Origin of the sequence: Dyella sp. (assembly GCF_035503745.1) — a bacterium.
GTDB lineage: Bacteria > Pseudomonadota > Gammaproteobacteria > Xanthomonadales > Rhodanobacteraceae > Dyella_B.
Window position 1 is genome coordinate 1 of record NZ_DATJTC010000029.1, and the last position, 20,336, is coordinate 20,336.

General features: G+C 62.6%; 19 protein-coding genes and 1 other RNA gene. 14 read left to right on the plus strand and 6 right to left on the minus strand.

Annotation, left to right across the window (positions count from 1 at the left end; all coding sequences use genetic code 11):
• Window positions 1-162 precede the first annotated feature (162 nt).
• From tagH to icmH, 4 genes are read left to right on the plus strand one after another with little or no spacing between them, the layout of a single operon-like run.
• A complete protein-coding gene (tagH, locus tag VME63_RS11485; protein ID WP_325433388.1) occupies window positions 163-1,503 on the plus strand; it encodes a type VI secretion system-associated FHA domain protein TagH in 1,341 nt (446 codons plus the stop codon).
• A gap of 17 nt (window positions 1,504-1,520) precedes the next feature.
• Window positions 1,521-2,633, plus strand: coding sequence for a type VI secretion system lipoprotein TssJ (gene tssJ / locus VME63_RS11490; RefSeq protein ID WP_325433390.1), 1,113 nt, complete (start codon window positions 1,521-1,523; stop codon window positions 2,631-2,633).
• Window positions 2,630-3,967 (plus strand): type VI secretion system baseplate subunit TssK, encoded by a 1,338-nt coding sequence (tssK, locus tag VME63_RS11495; RefSeq protein ID WP_325433392.1) that lies wholly within the window; start codon window positions 2,630-2,632, stop codon window positions 3,965-3,967. The genes tssJ and tssK overlap by 4 nt, the downstream gene beginning before the upstream one ends.
• 1 nt (window position 3,968) lies before the next feature.
• Window positions 3,969-4,793, plus strand: coding sequence for a type IVB secretion system protein IcmH/DotU (icmH, locus tag VME63_RS11500; RefSeq protein ID WP_325433394.1), 825 nt, complete (start codon window positions 3,969-3,971; stop codon window positions 4,791-4,793).
• On the opposite strand, the gene VME63_RS11505 is transcribed toward icmH, so the two are convergent.
• A complete protein-coding gene (locus VME63_RS11505; RefSeq protein ID WP_325433396.1) occupies window positions 4,783-5,097 on the minus strand; it encodes a hypothetical protein in 315 nt (104 codons plus the stop codon). The genes icmH and VME63_RS11505 overlap by 11 nt on opposite strands.
• A gap of 17 nt (window positions 5,098-5,114) precedes the next feature.
• Between VME63_RS11505 and VME63_RS11510 the strand changes: the two genes are divergently transcribed.
• From VME63_RS11510 to dusB, 6 genes are all read left to right on the plus strand, one after another.
• Window positions 5,115-5,633, plus strand: a complete 519-nt coding sequence (locus tag VME63_RS11510; RefSeq protein ID WP_325433398.1) for an Hcp family type VI secretion system effector — start codon at window positions 5,115-5,117, stop codon at window positions 5,631-5,633.
• A 58-nt stretch (window positions 5,634-5,691) separates the two neighbouring features.
• Window positions 5,692-6,111 (plus strand): inner membrane protein YiaA, encoded by a 420-nt coding sequence (yiaA, locus tag VME63_RS11515; protein WP_325433400.1) that lies wholly within the window; start codon window positions 5,692-5,694, stop codon window positions 6,109-6,111.
• A 49-nt stretch (window positions 6,112-6,160) separates the two neighbouring features.
• Window positions 6,161-8,659 (plus strand): type VI secretion system Vgr family protein, encoded by a 2,499-nt coding sequence (locus VME63_RS11520; RefSeq protein WP_325433402.1) that lies wholly within the window; start codon window positions 6,161-6,163, stop codon window positions 8,657-8,659.
• A gap of 67 nt (window positions 8,660-8,726) precedes the next feature.
• The gene (locus tag VME63_RS11525; RefSeq protein WP_325433403.1) at window positions 8,727-8,927 is read left to right on the plus strand and encodes a hypothetical protein; all 201 of its coding nucleotides are present in this window, start codon (window positions 8,727-8,729) and stop codon (window positions 8,925-8,927) included.
• Window positions 8,928-9,048: 121 nt separating this feature from the next.
• A complete protein-coding gene (locus tag VME63_RS11530; protein WP_325433406.1) occupies window positions 9,049-9,306 on the plus strand; it encodes a PAAR domain-containing protein in 258 nt (85 codons plus the stop codon).
• Window positions 9,307-10,267: 961 nt separating this feature from the next.
• The gene (gene dusB / locus VME63_RS11535; protein WP_325433535.1) at window positions 10,268-11,245 is read left to right on the plus strand and encodes a tRNA dihydrouridine synthase DusB; all 978 of its coding nucleotides are present in this window, start codon (window positions 10,268-10,270) and stop codon (window positions 11,243-11,245) included.
• A gap of 308 nt (window positions 11,246-11,553) precedes the next feature.
• On the opposite strand, the gene VME63_RS11540 is transcribed toward dusB, so the two are convergent.
• Entirely contained in the window at window positions 11,554-12,813 is a 1,260-nt protein-coding gene (locus VME63_RS11540) for a nucleoside permease (RefSeq protein ID WP_325433408.1), read from the minus strand.
• Between the two features lie 250 nt (window positions 12,814-13,063).
• On the opposite strand from VME63_RS11540, the gene rhtC reads away from it, so the two are divergent.
• Complete coding sequence (rhtC, locus tag VME63_RS11545; RefSeq protein ID WP_325433410.1) at window positions 13,064-13,693, plus strand: threonine export protein RhtC; 630 nt, start codon at window positions 13,064-13,066, stop codon at window positions 13,691-13,693.
• Between the two features lie 5 nt (window positions 13,694-13,698).
• On the opposite strand, the gene VME63_RS11550 is transcribed toward rhtC, so the two are convergent.
• The 4 genes from VME63_RS11550 to VME63_RS11565 are packed head-to-tail and all read right to left on the minus strand — an operon-like array spanning window position 13,699 to window position 17,885.
• Window positions 13,699-14,307, minus strand: a complete 609-nt coding sequence (locus VME63_RS11550; RefSeq protein ID WP_325433412.1) for a uracil-DNA glycosylase family protein — start codon at window positions 14,305-14,307, stop codon at window positions 13,699-13,701.
• The gene (locus VME63_RS11555; RefSeq protein ID WP_325433414.1) at window positions 14,304-15,674 is read right to left on the minus strand and encodes an FAD-binding oxidoreductase; all 1,371 of its coding nucleotides are present in this window, start codon (window positions 15,672-15,674) and stop codon (window positions 14,304-14,306) included. The genes VME63_RS11550 and VME63_RS11555 overlap by 4 nt, the downstream gene beginning before the upstream one ends.
• Before the next feature lie 31 nt (window positions 15,675-15,705).
• Complete coding sequence (locus tag VME63_RS11560) at window positions 15,706-16,062, minus strand: YraN family protein (protein ID WP_325433416.1); 357 nt, start codon at window positions 16,060-16,062, stop codon at window positions 15,706-15,708.
• Window positions 16,062-17,885 carry a penicillin-binding protein activator gene (locus VME63_RS11565; RefSeq protein ID WP_325433418.1) on the minus strand — a complete coding sequence of 608 codons (1,824 nt, stop codon included), beginning with the start codon at window positions 17,883-17,885 and terminating at the stop codon, window positions 16,062-16,064. The genes VME63_RS11560 and VME63_RS11565 overlap by 1 nt, the downstream gene beginning before the upstream one ends.
• Before the next feature lie 86 nt (window positions 17,886-17,971).
• Here VME63_RS11565 and rsmI point away from each other — a divergent pair, with 86 nt between their 5' ends.
• From rsmI to mraZ, 3 genes are all read left to right on the plus strand, one after another.
• Window positions 17,972-18,799 (plus strand): 16S rRNA (cytidine(1402)-2'-O)-methyltransferase, encoded by an 828-nt coding sequence (rsmI, locus tag VME63_RS11570; RefSeq protein WP_325433420.1) that lies wholly within the window; start codon window positions 17,972-17,974, stop codon window positions 18,797-18,799.
• A 107-nt stretch (window positions 18,800-18,906) separates the two neighbouring features.
• An RNA gene (rnpB, locus tag VME63_RS11575) (RNase P RNA component class A) lies at window positions 18,907-19,269 on the plus strand.
• A 312-nt stretch (window positions 19,270-19,581) separates the two neighbouring features.
• Window positions 19,582-20,028, plus strand: a complete 447-nt coding sequence (mraZ, locus tag VME63_RS11580) for a division/cell wall cluster transcriptional repressor MraZ (RefSeq protein WP_325433422.1) — start codon at window positions 19,582-19,584, stop codon at window positions 20,026-20,028.
• The last annotated feature ends 308 nt before the right edge of the window (window positions 20,029-20,336 follow it).

A 20,336-nucleotide genomic window follows, 5' to 3' on the forward strand; every position in this document is an offset into this window, starting at 1 on the left:
ACCCTCCGTTCGGATACGCGCCGAACAAGCTGCCGCATGGCGCGAGGAAGAAGCCCGCGAACATCCGTATAGGCGTCCAAGCGATCCGGAACAGGCGGCACGCGACAAGCAGACGCTGGATGACTTTATTGCCGGCGGCCCCGGTGTGGATTTGGACAAGCCATGACCGCCACTCAGCGCCACATCACGCTTGTGGTTTCCAATCCGGAGATCCTGCAATACGGCAACAAACCGCGGCATCGCTTTGATCGCACGGGAGGCACGATCGGTTGTCGAGGGGCCAACTGGTTGCTGATGGATCACCATGATCGTATCGAACCGATCCACTGCGAGATTTGCCTGGAAGACGGCCATTTTTGTGTCGTTGATCGATGCGGCAAAACCCATATCAATGGCGCCCACGCGCCAATGGGGCGCGGTGTGGGTGCGCGGTTTAGCGAAGGGGATACCCTTCAGGTCGGTCCCTACGATCTGACCGTGCTTCTGGGCGATGCCGATGCGATTGACGGAGCATCCCAGTCCCTTGGGGAGGACGGGATCGACCCGGAGTGGGCCGGTTTGCGGCGTGAGGGCGCCGAACTATCACACGCGCCGATGTCGTCAATGGCATTGCGGGATGCGCATGCAGCGTTTCAAGCGCTCGCCGCACCCGACCGCCCCCTTGCGTATCTGGATCCCCTCGAGGCGTTGGACGCGGCCGAGCGCGCCACTACGCGTTCCTCGCACGACCCGCTGGATCCCACCCATTACGGCCTGGCGGGCCCCCAGCCCCAGGCCGACCTTGGCGCCACCCGCTTCGAGGCGGTATCCGGCACACCTAAAACGCTTTCTGGAGAGACAGGCATGAGCACTTTACCGTCGGACACGACGCAAGCCCAGCATTGGTTGACCGCGCAACAGTTCTCGGGTGGGGATGCGCGCCAATTGGTCGCCCCCCTGATGGAAGGCCTCGGCGCGTCATGGGGGGCCATGGAGGGGCGGGCCGCCTATCGGTTGCTGCAGGAGACTGGACAGGCGCTTGAGGCGACGTTGCGTGGACTGTCAGCGCTGTATGGCTCGACGACGGAAAAGGAAGACCGACTGTCACTGCTGGGTCGCACACTGCAACCCATTGAGGACAACCCTTTGCGCCTGGGCCTGAACTATGAAGACACCGTACGCGCGCTTTTCGGCAACGAGCGCAGCGCGGTGCATCTGTCGCCCAAGGCGGCCGTGGAGGAAAGCCTAGCGCAGGTCCGTGGCCATCAGGCGGCCCTCGTGCAGGCTATCGGCGCCGGTTTGGAGGCGCTGCTTGGGGCGTTCTCACCGGACGTGTTATTGCAACGCTTCCAGCGCTACCAGCCTGATCCGGCGCAGCCCTCCGGTGTTGGCGACTGGGCGTGGCAGATGTACGCCCACTATTACGGTGAGTTGGCTTCGTCGCGGCAGTTGGGCTTTGAGAAGCTGTTCTGGGAGGTCTTTGAGCAAGCCTATGACCGAGCGCTCCGCACGGAGGCACAATGAGGTTCCGTCGAGCCGCCGTGTTGCTGCTGGTCTTAGTGAGTGCGGCCGGCTGCAGCATGCTCGGATTTCATCGAAAGGATGCAGAGGCGCCGACGCAGGTGGCGCTGAGTTTGTATGCGGCACCCAACGTGAATCCCAACGCCGATGCGTCGCCACCGGATATGTCCGCGCCTGCCATGCAGACATCGGACATGGCGACAGTCACGGTGGACATTCACGCCGAGGAAGGTCCGTACCTCGTCAACCTTACGGGAGGCAGCAAAGCCGAACTCGCCGAAAAGATGAAGGCGTTGCTCGACTATCTGCAAACACCCGACGAGGGCAGGCCCGCACCACAGGTGGCGTTGGAGGTGTCGCCCGTGCCGGGAGCGGCGGCTGTGGACAGCGCCCCGTCTGTGTCGGGTTCCCATGGCGCGGGAACGGTGGCATCGACCGTCCAACCCACCGTGGCCACGGCTGCCGCCGTGGCGCCTTATGCGCCTGGCGTACCCAGCGGCGTGGGCAAGATCACCGCCGGTGCCGCGAGTATCCTCGCGACGCCCCCGCCCACCGCATCGCCTATGGCTGCAGCCCCTCGATCTTGGTCATTGGCAGCCGCTCCACTGACACGCGGCAACGCGACAGTCATCGAGCAGGTGCCGGTTCCCCTTCATGCGGGCAGCCAAACATCAGCGGCGGGCGCCACGCATGCCAACGCACCGGCCCTTGGGCAGTATGCCGATAGCCCATCGGGCCCATCGTCTACGCCGGAGGCCTCCACAATCGCCAATGCCGGCACGCCGATTTCCTTCAAGATCCTGCAATTGAAGGACGATTCAATGTTCCTCAATGCCGATCACGACCTGCTGGCCGAAGATCTGAGGAAAGCATTGGGCAGCACCTATATCGATGACGATGACTACGTGCTCCAGCCGGGGCAGTTCAAATACATCGATTTCAAGAAGATGGACAAAAACACGCGCTATATCGCCGTGCTCGCCAACTTCCACGATCAAAGCAGCGCCGCCTGGAAGCAGGTGATGCGTATCGAAGCGGGCGGCTACAAATACTCCCTGCTGGTGATGCTTCAGAACCTCGACGTCGTCATGACGGATGAGAGCTACCACCAGCCGCCGAGGAAGAAATCATGACATCAAGAAACCCGGTCATCTGGAGTGAAGGACTGTTCGTCAAACCCCAGCACTTCCAGCAACAGCAGCGCGCGCTGGAGCATCATGCCAACCAGCGGGTCAGCGCGGTCAGTGCGCACCTGTATGGCTTGAGCGAGCTGGAGATCAACCAGGAATACTTAAGCTTCGGCAAGATCGCTATCGTGCGTGCGCGCGGCGTCATGCCGGACGGCAGTGTGTTTGACCTGCCCAACGACCAGGCGCCCCCGGCGCCGCTGGCTATCACCGATGCCTCCAGCGCCAATCAGGTGGTCTATCTCACACTGCCGCTGAAGTCCGATGGCGTGCTCGAAGTTCAGTGGCCCGAGTCCTATGCCCAGGCGCGCTATGCGGCGCGCGCCGAAGAGGTCAAGGACACCCACAGTCAGGAGGGCGACTATGTCTCGATGGATGTGGCGTCGCTCAATCTTCAATTGACCCTGGAACGCGACGATCGCAGCGCCTTTACCGGCATTGCGCTGTGCCGCATCCTGGATCGCCGACCGGACGGCAGCCTGATTCTGGACGAGACCTTTTATCCCACCAGCCTGTCCCTCAGCGCGATCCCGCCACTTCATCGTTTTCTGGGCGAAACCGCGGGTTTGATGCGCGAGCGTGCGAAAAACATTGCCGAGCGCATCGGTTCGCCCGGCCAGTCCGGTGTCGCCGATGTAACGGACTTCAATCTGCTGCAAGTGCTCAACCGTTTGCAGCCTTACTTTCTGCATCTGTCCCGATTGCGCCACGTGCACCCCGAACAGCTCTATGTCGCCTTCAGCCAGGCCTGCGGCGAACTGGTGACGTTCACGGACGAGGGGCGCTTGCCGCTCGAGTATCCGGCTTATCAACACGACAATCTGCGCGTTTCCTTTCGCATGCTGGAGGAAACCTTGCGTCGATCCCTCAGCACCGTGCTCCAGCCGCGTGCGGTGTCCTTGCCAATCATCAAGCAGCAGTACGGCATGCTTACCGCCGCCGTCCAGGATCGCAGCTTGCTGGCGAGTGCGGACTTTATCCTGGCGGTACGCGCGCGCATGCCCCTGGACACGCTTCGCCAGCAGTTCGTACAGCAGGCCAAAGTGGCGTCCATGGAAAAGCTCGGCGAACGGGTCAGTCTCCAGCTGCCGGGTATCCCGCTGGGCGCCTTGCCGGTGGCACCGCGCTATCTGCCATTCCACGCCGGGTTCACTTACTTCCAGCTCGATCGCACGCACGCGAGCTGGCAAATGATGCGCGATACCGCCGGCTTCGGCTTCCACATTGCCGGCGACTTCCCCGAACTCGAACTTCAGTTCTGGGCCATCCGGAGCGAATGAGATGACCGACTCGACCACTATTCGGCAGCGCAACGGCTTCTTGCGCGGCACACCCACCCCTGTGTTCGCCCAAAAGCAGTTCATTGGTTTCCAAACCATTGACGGCATCGACAACGATGCGGATCTCGGCTTCCCTTTGCGAGGCCACGGTTTCAACCCGCTGGTGGACGCCGCGCTGCCGCTCTTTGGCGTGGTCATTCGCCTGCGTCGTATGGACAAGCACGGCCACGTCGAACGCTTGTACAACGCCGTGCGCGATCAGATCGCAGCGATCGACGAAGAGGTGCGCAGGCAGGGTTACGAGGCTGCCACGCAGCTGGCTTACCGTTATGCCCTGTGCGCCTTCATCGACGAGGCGGTGATGCAAACGCACTGGGGATCGCATTCCTCATGGGCGGAACGCTCGCTGCTGAGTGCGCACCACCAGGAAACATGGGGTGGCGAAAAGTTCTTTACCGTTCTCTCCCGCATGTTGATGGACCCCAAGAAGTACCGCGACGTGCTGGAGTTCAAGTACTTGTGCCTTTGCCTGGGGTTCAAAGGCAAGTACGGCGTGCAGCACAACCAGACCGAAGCACTTCAAGGACTCATCAAGAAGGTGCACAAGGTGCTGCGCGAGCTGCGCGGTGACACACCCGAACGGCTCACCGACGGACAAGATCAGGTCACCCGCCGGCGCTACAACGTGGGTTGGCAGTGGCCGTGGTGGACCCCGTGGCTGGCCGTGCTCGGTGCGCTTGTTGTGGTCTACGGGCTGTACGCGATGAACCTGCATCAGACCGCGGATGAAGTGCTTCGCTCGCTGGACACCATGCTCAAGCGATAGCTGCGGCGTGAAAAACGCGTGGCGGGCAATCCATTGCCCGATCGGGCAAAAATTTGCCCGCTTGAAACGGCACAAAATCAATCACTTGAAAGTAAGCGAGCAACCCATTGCCCGATGCATCGGAAAAATCGGTCATTTCGGAGAAGGCGTGAGCAACTACCTGCGGCAGCGTGCGAAAGAGGATTGCGTAAAGCGTTGATATGCAGTCATTTTGTTCACACGCCGGCGTGTTGGCACGGCATTTGCTACACCGCCTCTCGTCATCCCTGCGGATGGCTTCGCGGCCCATGTGGCCATCGCTCACGACAATGGACTTCTGTCATGCCAACACCCGCCTATATCAGCATCACCGGTAAGACCCAGGGCAACCTCACCAAAGGCGCCTTCACCGCCGACTCCGTCGGCAACGTCTACGTGGAAGGCCACGAAGACCAGATCCTGGTACAGGAAATCGAGCACCGCGTCACCACCCCGACCGACCCGCAGAGCGGTCAGCCGTCGGGCCAGCGCGTGCACAAGCCGCTCATGTTCACCTGCGCACTCAACAAAGCCGTGCCGTTGATGTATCAGTCGCTCGCCTCCGGTGAAATGCTCCCCACGGTCGAAGTGCAGTGGTTTCGCACCTCGGTCGATGGCAAGCAGGAACACTTCTTCACCACCAAACTGGAAGACGCCACCATCGTGGACATCACCACCGTGCTACCGCACGCGCAGGACGCGTCCAAGTCCGACTACACCCAGCTGATCAAGGTGTCGCTGGCCTACCGCAAGATCTCCTGGACCCACAGCATCGCCGGTACCGAGGCTTCGGATGACTGGCGCAAGCCGATGGAGGCTTAACTCTCCGCGCAACATCCGAGGTGGCGGCCGCCACCTCGGTTCATTGATTGAGGACATCATGGAAACAACGCTTCATAAACCCTCCGGCGCGTTCGTCGCCGCATCGTGGATTGCCCTTTTGCTCGGGGTCGTCGCTTTTCTGGTCGGCCTGTGGAACGCGGCCTTGGCGCTCAACGAAAAGGGCTACTACTTTGTCGTGCTGATGTTCGGCTTGTTCTCGGCAGTCTCCATTCAAAAGAGCGTCCGTGATCGCGCCGACGGCATCCCCGTCACCGGCATCTACATGGGCTTGGCCTGGATGTCCATGCTCATGGCTTTGGTGTTGCTCGCCGTCGGCCTGTGGAACGCCACCAGCCTGCAGCTGAGTGAGAAGGGGTTCTACGGCATGGCATTCGCGTTAAGCCTCTTTGGCGCCATTGCGGTGCAGAAGAACACGCGTGATTTGGCTCACCGTACACCAGAGAGCACCGCCGATTAATTTCGCTCCGGCGACCTTGCCGGGTCGCCGACTCGCCAGGACGAGAGTGATGTCACGCCAAACGGATCTGCGTTTCACCTTCCAGGCGGCCAGCGGCCCGGCCTTGGAGGTCATCGAATTTCATCTGGACGAAGCGCTCTGCGAGCCCTACGTGCTTACGCTGGAGTTGGCGAGCGCCCATGCGGCCATCGACTTTGGCCAGCTGCTGGATCAGCCAGCGGTGTTCACGCTATGGCGCGGCGAACACGCCGAACGCATCGTGCACGGCATGGTCAGCGCGTTCGAGCAGGGCGACACCGGCCATCGACGCACCCGCTATCGCGCAATCGTGGAGCCGATGCTGGCGCGCATGGGCCTGCGCAGCGACTGGCGCATCTTCCAGCAACAGACTGCGCCGCAGATACTGCGAGCCGTGCTCAAGCGCTCAGGCATCGCCGACGTCGACCAGCGCCTCAACAAAGACCATCTCCCCCGCGAATACTGCGTGCAGCCCGGTGAGACGGATCTGGATTTCTTTACGCGCCTGAGCGCCGAAGAAGGTCTGTACTACGCCTTTGAGCACAGCCCCCATGGCCACACGCTGATTCAGGGCGATGTGCTTTACACCCACGGCGTCATCACCGGCGGTGCCGTCACCTACAACGCCACCCCGGGCGGTGATCAAGCCGAACCGTGCCTACGCTCGTTCCGTTACACCGAACACGTGCGAACCGCCGCGCAAACCCAGAAGGACTACACCTTCAAGCATCCGCGTTACGGTCAAAGTCACACCAGCACCGGCAGCAACCTCGACCATCAAAGCCGCGACTACGAGCGCTACGACTACCCCGGCCGCTACAAACAGGACGAAGCCGGCAAACCGTTCACCCAGACGCGCCTGCTGGCGCTACGCCGGGATGCGCAAATCGCCACCATCGAAGGTGACGACGCGCGCCTGCAGCCCGGCCTCGCCTTCGACCTGCAAGGCCACCCGCGCGAGGACTGGAACACCGGCTGGCGGACTGTGCGCATGGTGCACACCGGCACCCAGACGACCAGCCAAGCCGAAGAGAGCGCCGACGCCACCACTGGCACCCGCTACCGCTACATCGCGCAGGTGATCCCCGACCGCATCGAGTGGAAAGCGTCCCTGCACCCCAAGCCGCGCATCGATGGCCCACAGATGGCGACCGTAGTCGGTCCTCGGAACGAAGAAATCTTCACCGACGAATACGGTCGCGTGAAAGTGCAATTCCCGTGGGATCGCCAAGGCCAGAATGACGAGCACAGCAGCTGCTGGATTCGCGTCAGTCAAAACTGGGCCGGGGCCGCGTGGGGCCACATCGCCATTCCGCGCATTGGCCATGAAGTCATCGTGAGCTACGTCGATGGCGACTGCGACCAGCCCATCATCACCGGTCGCACCTATCCCGCGACGAACCCTCCGCCCTACGCCTTACCCAAGTTCCAGGCAATCGAGGCAGTCAAGAGTAAAGAGCTCAAGGGCAATCGCGCCAACGAACTACGCATCGATGATACGCCTGAACAAATCAGTGCGGCGCTGATGAGCGACCACGGCGCCACTGCCCTGCACTTGGGCTATCTCACCCAACCTCGCCCCCAAGGCGCGGCACCTCGTGGCGAGGGTTTCGAGCTGCGTACCGACGAGCACGGTGCGCTCCGAGCAGCCAAGGGTCTCCTTCTGTCGACGGACGGACGGGTCAAAGCCCAGGGCGGTCAACTAAGCCGTGCGGAACTGGTGCAGTGTCTGGAAAGCGCGTTGGAACTGGCCAAACAGCTCGGTGATTATGCGGGCCAACACCAGAACCTTATTCATGACGCGCGGCCTCAGCAGACCTTGAGCCATGCCGTACGTGACTTGGGGCACGGCGCCAACGACGAAAGCCAAGGCGCCAACGGTGGCCTACCGCTGATCGCACTGAGCAGCCCGGCTGGCATCGCCGCCGGCACGCCGCAATCGATCACGTTGGCGGCGGGCCAGCATGTCGATAGCGTGGCGCAGCAAAACCAGCAGATCACCGCCGGCCAAGCACTGGTGATGAACGCCGGCCAGGGCATCGGCTTCTTTGCGCAGGGCGGTGAACTCAAGCAGATCGCCCACCAAGGGGATCTCACCTTGCAAGCGCAGCAAGCCAGCGTGCGCCTCGAGGGTAAGCAGAGCGTGGAACTGTATGCCACTGACGACCATATCCTGGCCGTTGCGGGCAAACACCTCACGCTGATGTGCGGCGGTGCGTATATCAAGCTGGAGGGCGGCAACATGGAGTTGGGGTGCCCCGGTGAACTGCGCTTTAAAGCCGGTAGCTACGACATGGAGGGTGCAGCGAGTGCGCAAGGTGAATTGCCGCAGTTTGACGTAGGTGACACGCAGCGCCAATTCCGTGTGCTCATGCCCGACGGTGAGCGACCTGTGCCCGATCAACCCTACAGCATCACCTCCAAGCATGGCGAGATGGTCAAGGGTGTCACCAATGCCCAGGGAGTCACGCAATGGCTGCAAAAGGACACCATGCAGATCGCTGAGCTGGTGCTGCACAAAACGTCATGACCGACATTGTGTTCGTCGGCCTCACAAGGCCAGCGCATCTGACATCGAATGCACGAAGCGTTCAGCCATGAGCAACACCATTCCTGCTACAGACCAAACACGCGCACTGCTGCTCCCCAAGGCGGCAATTGCCGATGTACACAAGCAACAGCCCAAACCATGCATCACCATCGTGGTGCACGGTGTCGACGATCTCGCGGGGGGTGTATGCCGACATCAAAATGGTGTCGGACACGTTCCCAGTGGGCATTGGAAATTTTCGTCATAAGCCTATTTTGCAGGCATTTCATGCAACTTCCGATTTTGAGACAGTTTCTGCTGAATTTTGATCGACATTCAAGCGCACCAGCGCACCGATAGTTCGATGGCATTCCTACAAGGAGATGGCAATGCAATTTCCCGGCAAGCGCCCCGTACGTGAGGGCGACAGCACTACCCACGGCGGTACCGCGCTGCCGGTGTCGCATCAGTGGCGTATTGACGGCCGACATGTCGTTCGCGTCGGAGACGCCGTGAAGTGTCCAAAATGTGGACACACCACCATCGTCGAAGGCGATGCCTACCTGCGCATCGGTAACAGGGCGGTGGCCTTGCATGGTCACCACACCAGTTGCGGCGCCACTCTTATCGCGAGTCTGCCGGCATAGGACCGAGTGACCCATCGTGCCAAGGTTATGCCCGTGACAGGAAGAGCGGGTCACCCCTGAGTACAATAATGAGCGATGCCGTCGACCATATCTATCAACGTTCCATCGACGTCGAAAAGGCGGTCGCTACCCGTCGATAGAGCCTGCAATCGCTGTGAAGGCCCTCTTGCTTATTGGAGGCTATCCAGGACGCTCATTCAGCCAGAGAGGCTCTGATGTGCATTGCATGGTGCGTGGGCATTGGGTAAGGCGAGCTTGTATATGCACTGCCTGTGACCAGGAACGTCAGGAGCGACATCGTGCGCCAGAACGTGAGCGGCTGGGTACGTGGGTCGTCAGGGGAGACATGGTCTGAGTCCGAATCAGAACAAGCTGGGAGCGTATGCGAGAAGGAAAGCCGCTGGAGGGCACCTATGTGGTAAACGTCTTCGACAAAGACGATCACTAATGGTGTGGAGTATGATGTACGGCAAATGGACTGGGCCGAGCATCCACATGCAATCCCCGCGCACGAGATCTAACGCAAGGGTGTCAGATTAAAGCAAGCAACATCGCTCGAAGCCTCGGGATTTTCACCGTGAGCCCAACGATCTTGGCATCCGCTTCCACCAGTAGCGATAGCGCATGATTTCTCTGAAGGGTCATGGGTTCGATCTTCTCCTTGAGCTCGTTGTTACGTTGGAAGCACCTAACACATCTTGTCGTGCAGAGGTTCCTTGAGCGGCACTTCGTGCTGCACATAGGTCTGAATCCCGGCGACGAGTGCGAAGGTACAGGCGCCGGGGCAGGCCGTGTTGTCTCGTGTCGCTCAGTCAGGTGTCCACCCAGCCGGGCCCAGGCCCATTAACCTCGCTAGTCCAAGCAGGGTGGCTCAACCGATTCCCACGGACAAGGACTGCGGTTACGCACTCAGTAGCGCCAATTTTCGACTCAAATGCATGATGCCGCCGGTACTTTTCAAATGCAGATCGGACCCTACAAAATTGATCCTCCACTGGTCCTAGCGCCGATGGCTGGCGTGACCGATAAGCCTTTCCGCTTGCTTTGTAAGCGTCTTGGGGCCGGTTACGCTGTGTCTGAGATGACCATTTCGGACCCCCGGTTCTGGGGTACGAAAAAGAGCCAGTGGCGCATGGATCATGTGGGCGAACCCGAGCCGGTTGGAGTTCAGATCGCGGGGGCTGATCCGCGCCTTCTTGCCGATGCTGCTCGGTACAACGTTCAGCAGGGTGCTGAGGTGATCGATATAAACATGGGGTGTCCGGCCAAAAAGGTCTGCAGTGCATGGGCAGGATCTGCCCTATTGCAGGACGAATCTCTGGTAGGGCGCATCTTGGACGCGGTGGTGGGGGCAGTGGATATTCCAGTGACTCTCAAGATCCGCACAGGCTGGGGTAAAGAAAATAGAAATGGTGTCGCGATTGCTCGCATTGCTCAATCAGCGGGCATCGCGGCCCTGGCGGTGCACGGACGAACGAGGGATATGCATTACACCGGCGAAGCGGAGTATGAAACGATCGCCGAGATTAAGCAGGCGGTACACATTCCGGTAATGGCTAACGGAGACATTACCGACCCTGAGAAAGCAAAGAAGGTGCTTAGCGTGACGGGGGCTGATGCGCTGATGATCGGTCGCGCTGCGCAGGGGCGTCCATGGATCTTCAAAGAGATCCTTCATTATCTAGAAACGGGCGAAAAGCTGCCGGAACCTACTCCAAAGGAAGTGGGCTCCATTCTCATCGCTCACCTCGAACAGTTATACGAGCATTATGGGGAAAGGGACGGCGTTCGAATTGCTAGAAAGCATCTGGGATGGTATGCCAAAGACCGCGAGGAACATGTCCGCTTTCGAGCGGTGGTGAACAGGGCGGAGACGGCGCTCGAGCAGATGAGCTATGCCCGGCAATATTTCGAGTTGCTTGAGGGTGAGTGCGGATAGGAATGTCCGCTGACACGGGCATACTAGATGTCAGCCGTTTCAGTCAAAGCGGGTGACAGTAGAGACTGGTGGTTAGGTCGTTATAAATATAGTTTTTCTGTCTCTCGCTCCACCCTCTTGTAAAGGGTACGTGCTGCTGTCGATGATCTGCGTGCCGTTGGCCACGTTGAAGCGCGCCGCCTCGGCCAGCCCGGAACGCCCAATGCCCCGGCGCCAGCCCGAGCCGGGGGCGTCTTGCTGGCCGGCAGATGCGCTCGCCGGCCACGCATGGGAACGGGTGCCTTCTCAGAATGGCGGCGGCGCGCCGCTCAATGGATGGGTGCGCCGCTCAGCGCTTCGGGCGCGTGCTTATGCCTGAACAAAAACACGAACAATACCGCGACCACCAACGAATACGAGGCGAAGCTCATCCAGATGCCATGCCATTCCAGGCTGCGGTCGGGGCGCGTGAAGTAGGTGTCGATCACCACGCCGCTGATCCAGCTGCCCAGCACCGCGCCGATGCCGTTGGTCATCAGCATGAACAGCCCCTGCGCGCTGGCGCGGATCGCCGGGTCGCTCTGGCCTTCCACGAATAGCGAGCCGGATATGTTGAAGAAATCGAAGGCCATGCCGTAGACGATGCACGACAGCACGATCATCCACAGCCCCGCGCCAGGATCGCCGAACGCGAACAGGCCAAAGCGCAGCGTCCACGCCAGCATGCTGATCAGCATCACCGTCTTGATGCCGAAGCGCTTGAGGAAGAAGGGAATGGCCAGGATGAACAACGTTTCCGACACCTGCGAGATCGACATGATGATCGCCGGGTAGCGCACCGCGATCAGGTTTTTGTACGCGCCGATCTTGTCGAAATCATGCAGGAAGGTATCGCCGTAGGCGTTGGTCAATTGCAGGGCCGCGCCCAGCAGCATCGCAAAGATGAAGAACGCCGCCATCTTTGCGTTCTTGAACAGCGCGAAGGAGGTAAGCCCGAAGACGTCGAGCCAGGAGCGATGATCCGCCCCGCGCAGGCGCGGCGGACACGGCGGCAACGTGAAGGCATACGCGCCCAGCACCAGTGCGGCGGCCGCGGCCACGTAGAACTGGCCGGTAGTGGTTTCCAGATGCAGCAGGCTTACCGTCCACATCGCGGCGATAAAACCCACCGTGCCCCACACGCGGATGGGTGGATACGCGCGCACCACGTCCACGCCGTCGCGCTTGAGCGCGTTGTAGGCCACGGTGATCGACAGCGAGATCGTCGGCATGTAGCACATCATGTTCAGCAACATCACCCAGAACAGCGTGCGCGGGTTGTCGATCATCGGCACCATGCACAGCACGAGGGCGCCGCCGAGGTGCAGGCACCCGTACAGGCGCTCGGCGCGGATCCACTTGTCGGCGATCACGCCGGTGAGGGAGGGCATGAACAGCGAGGCGATGCCCATGGTCGAGAAGATCGCGCCGAACTGCTCGCCCGACCAATGGCGGTTCTGGAACCAGTAGGCGCCGATAGTGATCAGCCAGGCCCCCCACACGAAGAACTGCAGGAAGTTCATCGCGATCAGCCGCAGCTTGAGACTCATGGATGGGTGTCCTGCATGGTTACTTTTCCCCTGTATCAGGCCGCGGGCGAGTAGGTATCGATGGGCCCGCCGGTACCCGGCGATGGTGCCGGCAAAGGCTTTGTCAAGGCATGCAAAGGCCTTGGTGGTGTAAGGCAATAGCCCTTGGCAGCGTAGAGGAAGGCCCGGCCGGCCGGCAAGGTTCGCCGCGGCAGGTGTCAGGGGATGGGCCGAACCCTTACACTGCGCGCCAGTTCGCAGGAGCCCGCTCATGAACCTGTTCATCACCATTGCGATTGTCCAGATCATCGCCCTGATGAGTCCCGGGCCGGATTTTTTCTTCGTGTCGCAGACGGCGGTCAGCCGCTCGCGGCATGAAGCGATGGCCGGCGTGGTCGGCATTACGCTTGGCGTGGCGGTATGGTCGGCGCTGGCGCTGCTCGGGCTGCAGTTGTTGCTGCATCGGCTGATCTGGCTGGAGCGGCTGATTACGATCGGCGGCGGGCTGTATCTGTGCTGGATGGGCGTGAAGATGTTGCGCGGCGCGTTCGCCAAACCCTCGGCCGATACTGCCGAGCCCGCCGTGCAGGTGTATGCGGGCGCGCTGCGTTCGATGCGCAATGGCCTGTTCACCAACCTGGCCAATCCGAAAGTGGTGATTTATTTCGGCAGCATCTTTTCGGCGTTCGTCGGCCAGGGCGTTGCGTCCGGTGCGCGCTGGGGGCTGTGGGCGCTGGTGGTGATCGAGACGTTCCTGTGGTTTTCCTTTGTCGCGGGCTGCTTTGCGATGCCGGTGATGCGCCGTGGTTATCTGCGCATCAGCCGCTGGATCGACGGCTGCGCGGGCGCGGTGTTCATGTTGTTCGGCCTGCACCTGATCTTTTCGCAGCGCAGCGCCTGATCGGCTCAGTGGCGGCTTGGCATGTCAAGCGCCTGCGCGACTTCGCGGCGCAGGATCGGCAAGAGTTCGGCTTCGAACCACGGATTGTGCTTGAGCCATGCCTGATTGCGCGGGCTGGGGTGCGGCAAGGGCAATAGGCCATTCGCCAAGTGCTCGCGCCAGGCCGATACGGTGTCGGTAAGGTTGGCGCCGCAGCGCGTGCCCAGCAAGCCCGCTTGTGCGTACTGTCCGATCGCCAATGTCAGTTGCACGTGCTTGAGCATGGGCATGATGCGCGGGTGCCACGTGCGCGCGCATTCGGGGCGTGGCGGCAGGTCGCCGTTACGGCTGCTGCCGGGAAAGCAGAAGCCCATGCTGACGATCGCGATGCGCTGCGCGTCGTAGAAGGTTTCGCGATCGATGCCGAGCCAGCCGCGCAGGCGATTGCCGCTGGCGTCGTCGAACGGCATGCCGCTGGCGTGCACTTTCCGCCCCGGCGCCTGGCCCACGATCAACAGCCGCGACGAGCGCGCTGCCTGGATGACCGGTCGAGGTCCGTCGGGCAGGTGCGCCGCGCACAAACGGCACGCGCGGACGTCCGCAAGCAATGCACCCAACGTATCGCGCCCACTCACGGCAGCAGCTTGCCGGGATTGAGAATGCCGTACGGGTCGAACGCGGCTTTTACGCTGCGCATCAGGTTCAGCGTGCTTTCCTGCAAGGCAAGTGGCATGAATGGGCGTTTCACCAGGCCAATGCCGTGTTCGCCGGACAACGTGCCTTCCAGTGAAATCACCAGCGCGAACACGTCGGCGAGGCATGCATGCGCGCGTTCGCGTTCGGCGTCGTCGCGCGGCAGCAGATTGACGTGCAGGTTGCCGTTGCCGGCATGGCCGAAGGTGACGATCAGCACGTCATGCTTCTTGGAAAGTTGGCGGATGCCTTCGACCAGTTGGGGCAGATGGCTGACGGGCACCACCACGTCTTCGTTGATCTTGTTCGGCGAGATCGTGCGCTGTGCGGGCGACAGCGCCTTGCGCGCCGACCATAGCGACTGCGTTTCCCCGCTGCTTTGCGCCACGCGCAGTTCTTGCAATCCTTCGCCCTGCGCCGCACGCGACACCGCGTCGACGGCGGAAGGCAAGGTATCGGGCTCGCCGTCCACTTCGATCATCAGCATCGCGCCGGCGAGCGGTACGTCTTCGCCGCCGTGGTCGTGCGCGAGCTTCAGCGCGACATCGTCGATAAACTCCAGCGCGCACGGCGTAACCGGCTGCGCCATGATGCGTGCCACGGCATGCGCGGCGCTGCCCACGTCGTGGTATGTCGCGCGCAAGGTGCGCAGGCCCGATGGCTTGGGCGTGAGCTTCAACGTGGCTTCGGTGATCAGCGCGAGCGTGCCTTCCGAGCCGATCAGCAGGCGCGTGAGGTCGTAGCCGGTGGCGCCTTTGCTGGTATAGGTGCCGCAGCGAAAACCTTCGCCGGTACCCGCAACCGCCTTAAGGCCCAGGGTGTTTTCGCGGGGGCTGCCGTATTTGACGGTACGCGGGCCGGCTGCATTGCAGGCCAGGTTGCCGCCGACGCTGCACCACGGCGAGGAGGTGGGATCGGGCGGCCAGAAAAAACCGTGCGGGGCCAGTGCGCGTTGCAGGTCGCCGTTCAAGACGCCCGGCTCCACCACCGCCAGGCGGTTGTCCGGATCGATGCGCAGGATGCGGTTCATCCGTTCGAAACTCACCACCACGCCACCCTCAACGGGTACGGTGGCGCCGGTGGTGTTGGTGCCGCGTCCGCGCGCGATCACGGGTACGCGATGTTCGCGGCATGCTTGCACCAGCGCTTGGATTTGCATGTGTTCCTGCGCGAATACCACCGCATCGGGCATCGCGTTGTGGCGCGAGTTGTCGTAGGCATAGGCGATGCGTTGGGCTTCGTCGGTGAAGCAGCCCTGCGGGCCAAACGTGGTGCGCAGGGTGTCGAGCAGGCTGGCGGGGAGTTTCATGCGCACAGTATCCCACCGGCGCCGCTTGCCGTCAGGCGGCGTCGAATGCGTTGCGCAGCCAGTTCATGCGGGCATCGTCGATGGGGCCGTCATAGCTGACGACGTCGAAGCGGCAGGCGCGATGCGCATGCTGCGGATGGGCGGCCAGCCACAGTTGCGCGGTCCGCACCAGCCGGGCCTGTTTTGTCGCGGTGATCGAGGCCAATGCGTCGCCGTGGCCGGCACGTACGCGATGGCGCACTTCGGCGAACACGATGGTTTCGCCATCGCGCATCACCAGGTCCAGTTCGCCATAGCGCGTGGTGTAGTTGCGCGCGAGCAGCTTGAGCCCGGCGCGTGTCAGTGTGCCGCACGCGCGCTCCTCGAAAACCGCACCTGCCTTGCGCATCAGTTGCCGCTTGGCGCGGCGGCGCTGCTCGCCGGTGCCGGCGCGCTGCTGGAGGGCGCCGGTGCGTTTTCCATTTGCAGGTCGCCGGTCACCGGATGGGCTACGCCATCCTGGAACTTCAGCCAGGCCAATACGCGATTGATGTGGCCGAAGGTGTCGGCGGTGAGCTGTCCGGTGGCGCCGGGGACGTAGCTGCCGGGATGGCTGCGCAGCCAGTCCAGGTACGGCACGAGGTTCCAGGCATCCATGCCGAAGGCAAACAGCAGTGCGGTGGCGCCGCGCGCTGCCGGCAATTGCGCGGCGATGTCCTGGTAGCTGGGCAGGCCCGTCTGCGCGTCGAACAGCCAGGGCGCGTCGCAAAATTCAACGCCTTCCAGGTCACGGTCCGCGGCGGGGTTCTCCACGCCGCTGTAAATATGCGAGGTGGCGAACACCGGCAGGTTGATCCGCGCCACGCGCAGCTGCGGCAGCAGCAGGCGCGCCTGTTCGGCGCGCATGCTGATGAAGATGCCGGCATCGCTGCCGGCGCTGCCGGCATTGAGCGCGTTGATGGCGTCACCGTCATTGACGTTGCCCGAAGCGATCTGCGCTTCGCCGGCGATCTGGCCGCCCTTGGCCTGCAGCTCGGCCTTGAAAGCGGCCGCCGAGCGCTTGGCGAAATCATCGTTGGAAATCACCACATAGGCACTATGCACGCCGCGGTCGATCATGTGGTCGGCAACCTGCGCGCCTTCGTCTTCAGGCAGCAGCGCGAATTCGCTGGTGGTGCCGGCAGGCAGGCTTTTGTTTTCCGAACGGTTGAGCGCAAGCACCGGCACCGGCAACGAGGACTGGCCCAGCACGCCCATCACTTCCGGACGCATCAGCGGGCCCACCACCAGTTGCGCGCCGTCGGCGACGGCCTGGTCGTACGCCTTGATCGCGCTTGCCGCATTGCCGCCGCTGTCGTAGACGCGAATGGCGGCACGCGGTGCGTGCGTATCGGAAGCCTGGAAATACGCGGCAAAAAAACCTTCCCGAATGGCCGAACTTGCCGCGACCAGGCCATCGCTGTTGGGTAGCAGCAAGGCGATGCGCGCGGGCATCTTGTAGCCTTCGCGGACGCTGGCGTTGCTGCCCGGTACCAGGGTGCCCACGGGCTGGTTCAGGTTGGGCTGCGCCTGCGCCATGGTGACGCCAAGACGGCCCAATGCCTCCACGATCCACGGCAGCATCGGATCGCCCGACTGCATCGCGGCGGCGCGCTGCTTGAGCGGCGCCACACCCAGGCGCGCCAGCAGGGAAACGGCCTGATCGCGGTTCTTCTGCCGATCGGCGCCTTGCAGCAGGCCGTCCAATTGCACGCGCGTGCTCGCCGCGCTCCACAGGTCGCCGGTGTCGGTCATCGCCTGCGCGCGCAGGTCCAGCAGACGCGGCTGCAAGTCGGCGGGCGCATTCGCCGAGCTGGTGATCTGCAACGCGAGCGGCGCGTTGTGCTGGGCGATGGCGATCTGCGCGCGCAAGAGGTCCAGCCGCAGCGGATCGTCATCGGTCAGTTGGTCGCGGTGCATGCCGGCGACGATGGGCATCGCGCGGTCCAGGGCGTTTTCCTGCGCATAGGCTTGGGCGGCGAGCAGCTTGTAGTGATCGGCGCGGTCGGGGGTTTGCGCGGCAAGCGCGAGGTATGCTTGCGCGGCCTGGTCGTATTGTCCCTGGTGCGCGAGGTTGTCCGCGCTCTGCACCGCGGCGACTTCGGCAGGTGAGCGCGGCACCATCGATGGTACGCAGGCACTCAATGCCACCGAAATCAGCAATCCTGACGCGGCAAGACGACAAAGGCGCATGGGTTTCCTCGATTCTTTAGTCAAAGCGGGTCAATTGCGCGATCATAGCTGATCGCATCGACAGCCCGCGGTGGACGGATTCCAGCATGTCATCGACTCAGACCGGCTGCCTGTGGGTGGTGGCCACGCCTATCGGCCATCGCGACGATATCTGCGCGCGCGCCATCGAAACCTTGCGTAACGTCACGGTCATTGCCGCCGAGGACACCCGGTACAGCAAGCCCTTGCTGCTCCAGTACAACATCGCCACGCCGCTGCTGGCGCTACATGAACATAATGAGCGTGAAGCGGTCGCGGCGATCTTGCGGCGGCTGCAGCAGGGCGAATCGGTGGCGTTGATTTCCGATGCGGGCACGCCCCTGATCAGCGACCCGGGTTTTCGCCTGGTGCGCGCGGCGCGCGAAGCAGGCATCCGCTGCGCGCCGGTGCCCGGTGCTTGCGCGGCCATCGCGGCCTTGTCGGTGGCGGGGCTGCCCAGCGATCGCTTTGTGTTCGAAGGTTTCCTGCCGGCCAAGCCGGCGGCGCGGCGCGCCAGGCTGCAGGAACTTGCGGGCGATGCACGCACGCTGATTTTCTACGAATCCTCCCATCGCATCATGGAGAGCCTCACGGACATGCGCGAGGTCTTCGGTGCGGAGCGTGCGGCGGTGGTGGCGCGCGAACTGACCAAGCTGTTCGAGACGGTGTTGAGCCACACGCTGGGCGATCTGGTCGAACGCGTCGCCGCCGATGCCAATCAGCAGCGCGGCGAATTCGTGGTGCTGGTCGCCGGGCGCGGCGAGGATGTGGATGGCCGCCTCGCCGAGGGCCAGCGTGTGTTCGCGCTGCTGCGCCAGGAACTGCCCGCGGCGAAGGCGGCCAAGCTTGCCGCCGCGATCACCGGCGCGCCGCGCAAGGCGCTTTACGAGGCTTGAGCGGCAGGCATCGAGGCCGGGGCCTCCCGTGCCGTTGGTGTCGTATCGCCCTGGATTGCCGCTTTTTTGCCATGACTGGCCGCTGCCCTGCCGATACAATGGTCGGCGGAGTCGGCCGGACAGTCGCGTCGCGCGCAAGCGCATCGAGGAAAGTCCGGGCTCCACAGGGCAGGGTGCCAGGTAACGCCTGGGCAGCGCGAGCTGACGGCCAGTGCAACAGAAAGCAAACCGCCGATGGCCCGCAAGGGCACAGGTAAGGGTGAAACGGTGCGGTAAGAGCGCACCGCGCGCGGGGACAACGTCGCGTGGCACGGTAAACCCCACCCGGAGCAAGACCGAATAGGGGAACGATAACGCGGCCCGCGTTGTTCCCGGGTAGGTTGCTGGAGCCAGGCGGCGACGCCTGGCCGAGAGGAATGACTGTCGCGCCGCAAGGCGTACAGAACCCGGCTTACAGGCCGACTCCACCTCTTTCCTCCGTAGTTGCCGTCCATCCGATCGTGTCGGATGGACGGCAATCGGCTGTAGGCCTTGGATGAACGCCGGGTTCATCCCGAGATGGCCTGGACGGCCGGACAGAGCGGGCGCCGGCGGGCGGCCGATGGGCAAAAAATCTCCAGCTATCAAGCACCTTGGAGCACTTGCTAGAAATCGCTGGAAATTTGGCCGCACTGTTGCCTTTCTCATTGATTCACAAGCAAAAATCCCTTGACAGTCGCAGGGGGTGAGACTATCGTGGATTCCTGTGTGAAATCGTGGGATTTCGTGGGAGTTTACGGGTCGTGTTCCAGGGCGAGACCGCCATCACCGTCGACGACAAGGGCCGCCTGGCCATCCCGACCGCGTATCGGGAGCTGGTGGCGGGCGCTTGCGCCAATCGGCTGGTGATCACCTACAACCCCTTCGAGCAGGGCTGCCTCTGGCTGTTCCCGCGCGCGGAGTGGGAGCGGGTGCGCGACCAGGTGAACGCGTTGCCCAACGTCAAGGCGGTGCATCGTGCGCTGCAGATGAAGCTGGTCGGCGCTGCCGCCGACGTGGAGCCGGACAGCGCCGCGCGCATCCTGCTTCCGTCCAGCCAGCGCACCGCGGCGGGCATCGAGAAAAAAGCGGTTCTGCTGGGCATGGGCAACAAGTTCGAGCTATGGAGCGAGCAGGCCCACCTGGCCAAGATCCGCCAGACCATCGGCGAAGACGAGATCAGCGACGACATGACGGACTTGCGGCTCTGACCGGTGACGGCCAGAGGCGAAGCGATTGCGGACATAAGGCGGGAGTGCGGCATGGCCAAGAGCCAGAATTCATGTTGCCAATGGCCCGCGCCGGGAGTGAGTTGCGTGCAAGGCAAGCAAGCGCGAGGGAGTGTATGTCCGTACACGACCGAGCGATGACGCGTCCTTGCGCCCAACCAGGCCCGGCTCTTCGGGTTGTGTCGTTGTGGCCTTCATGCAGCAGCGCGCGGCTTGACCGGGGCGTCACCCCGGCTTGCGCCGCAGCCTGCCGCCTGAGGACCACAACGACACAGCGCGGGCCATTGGCA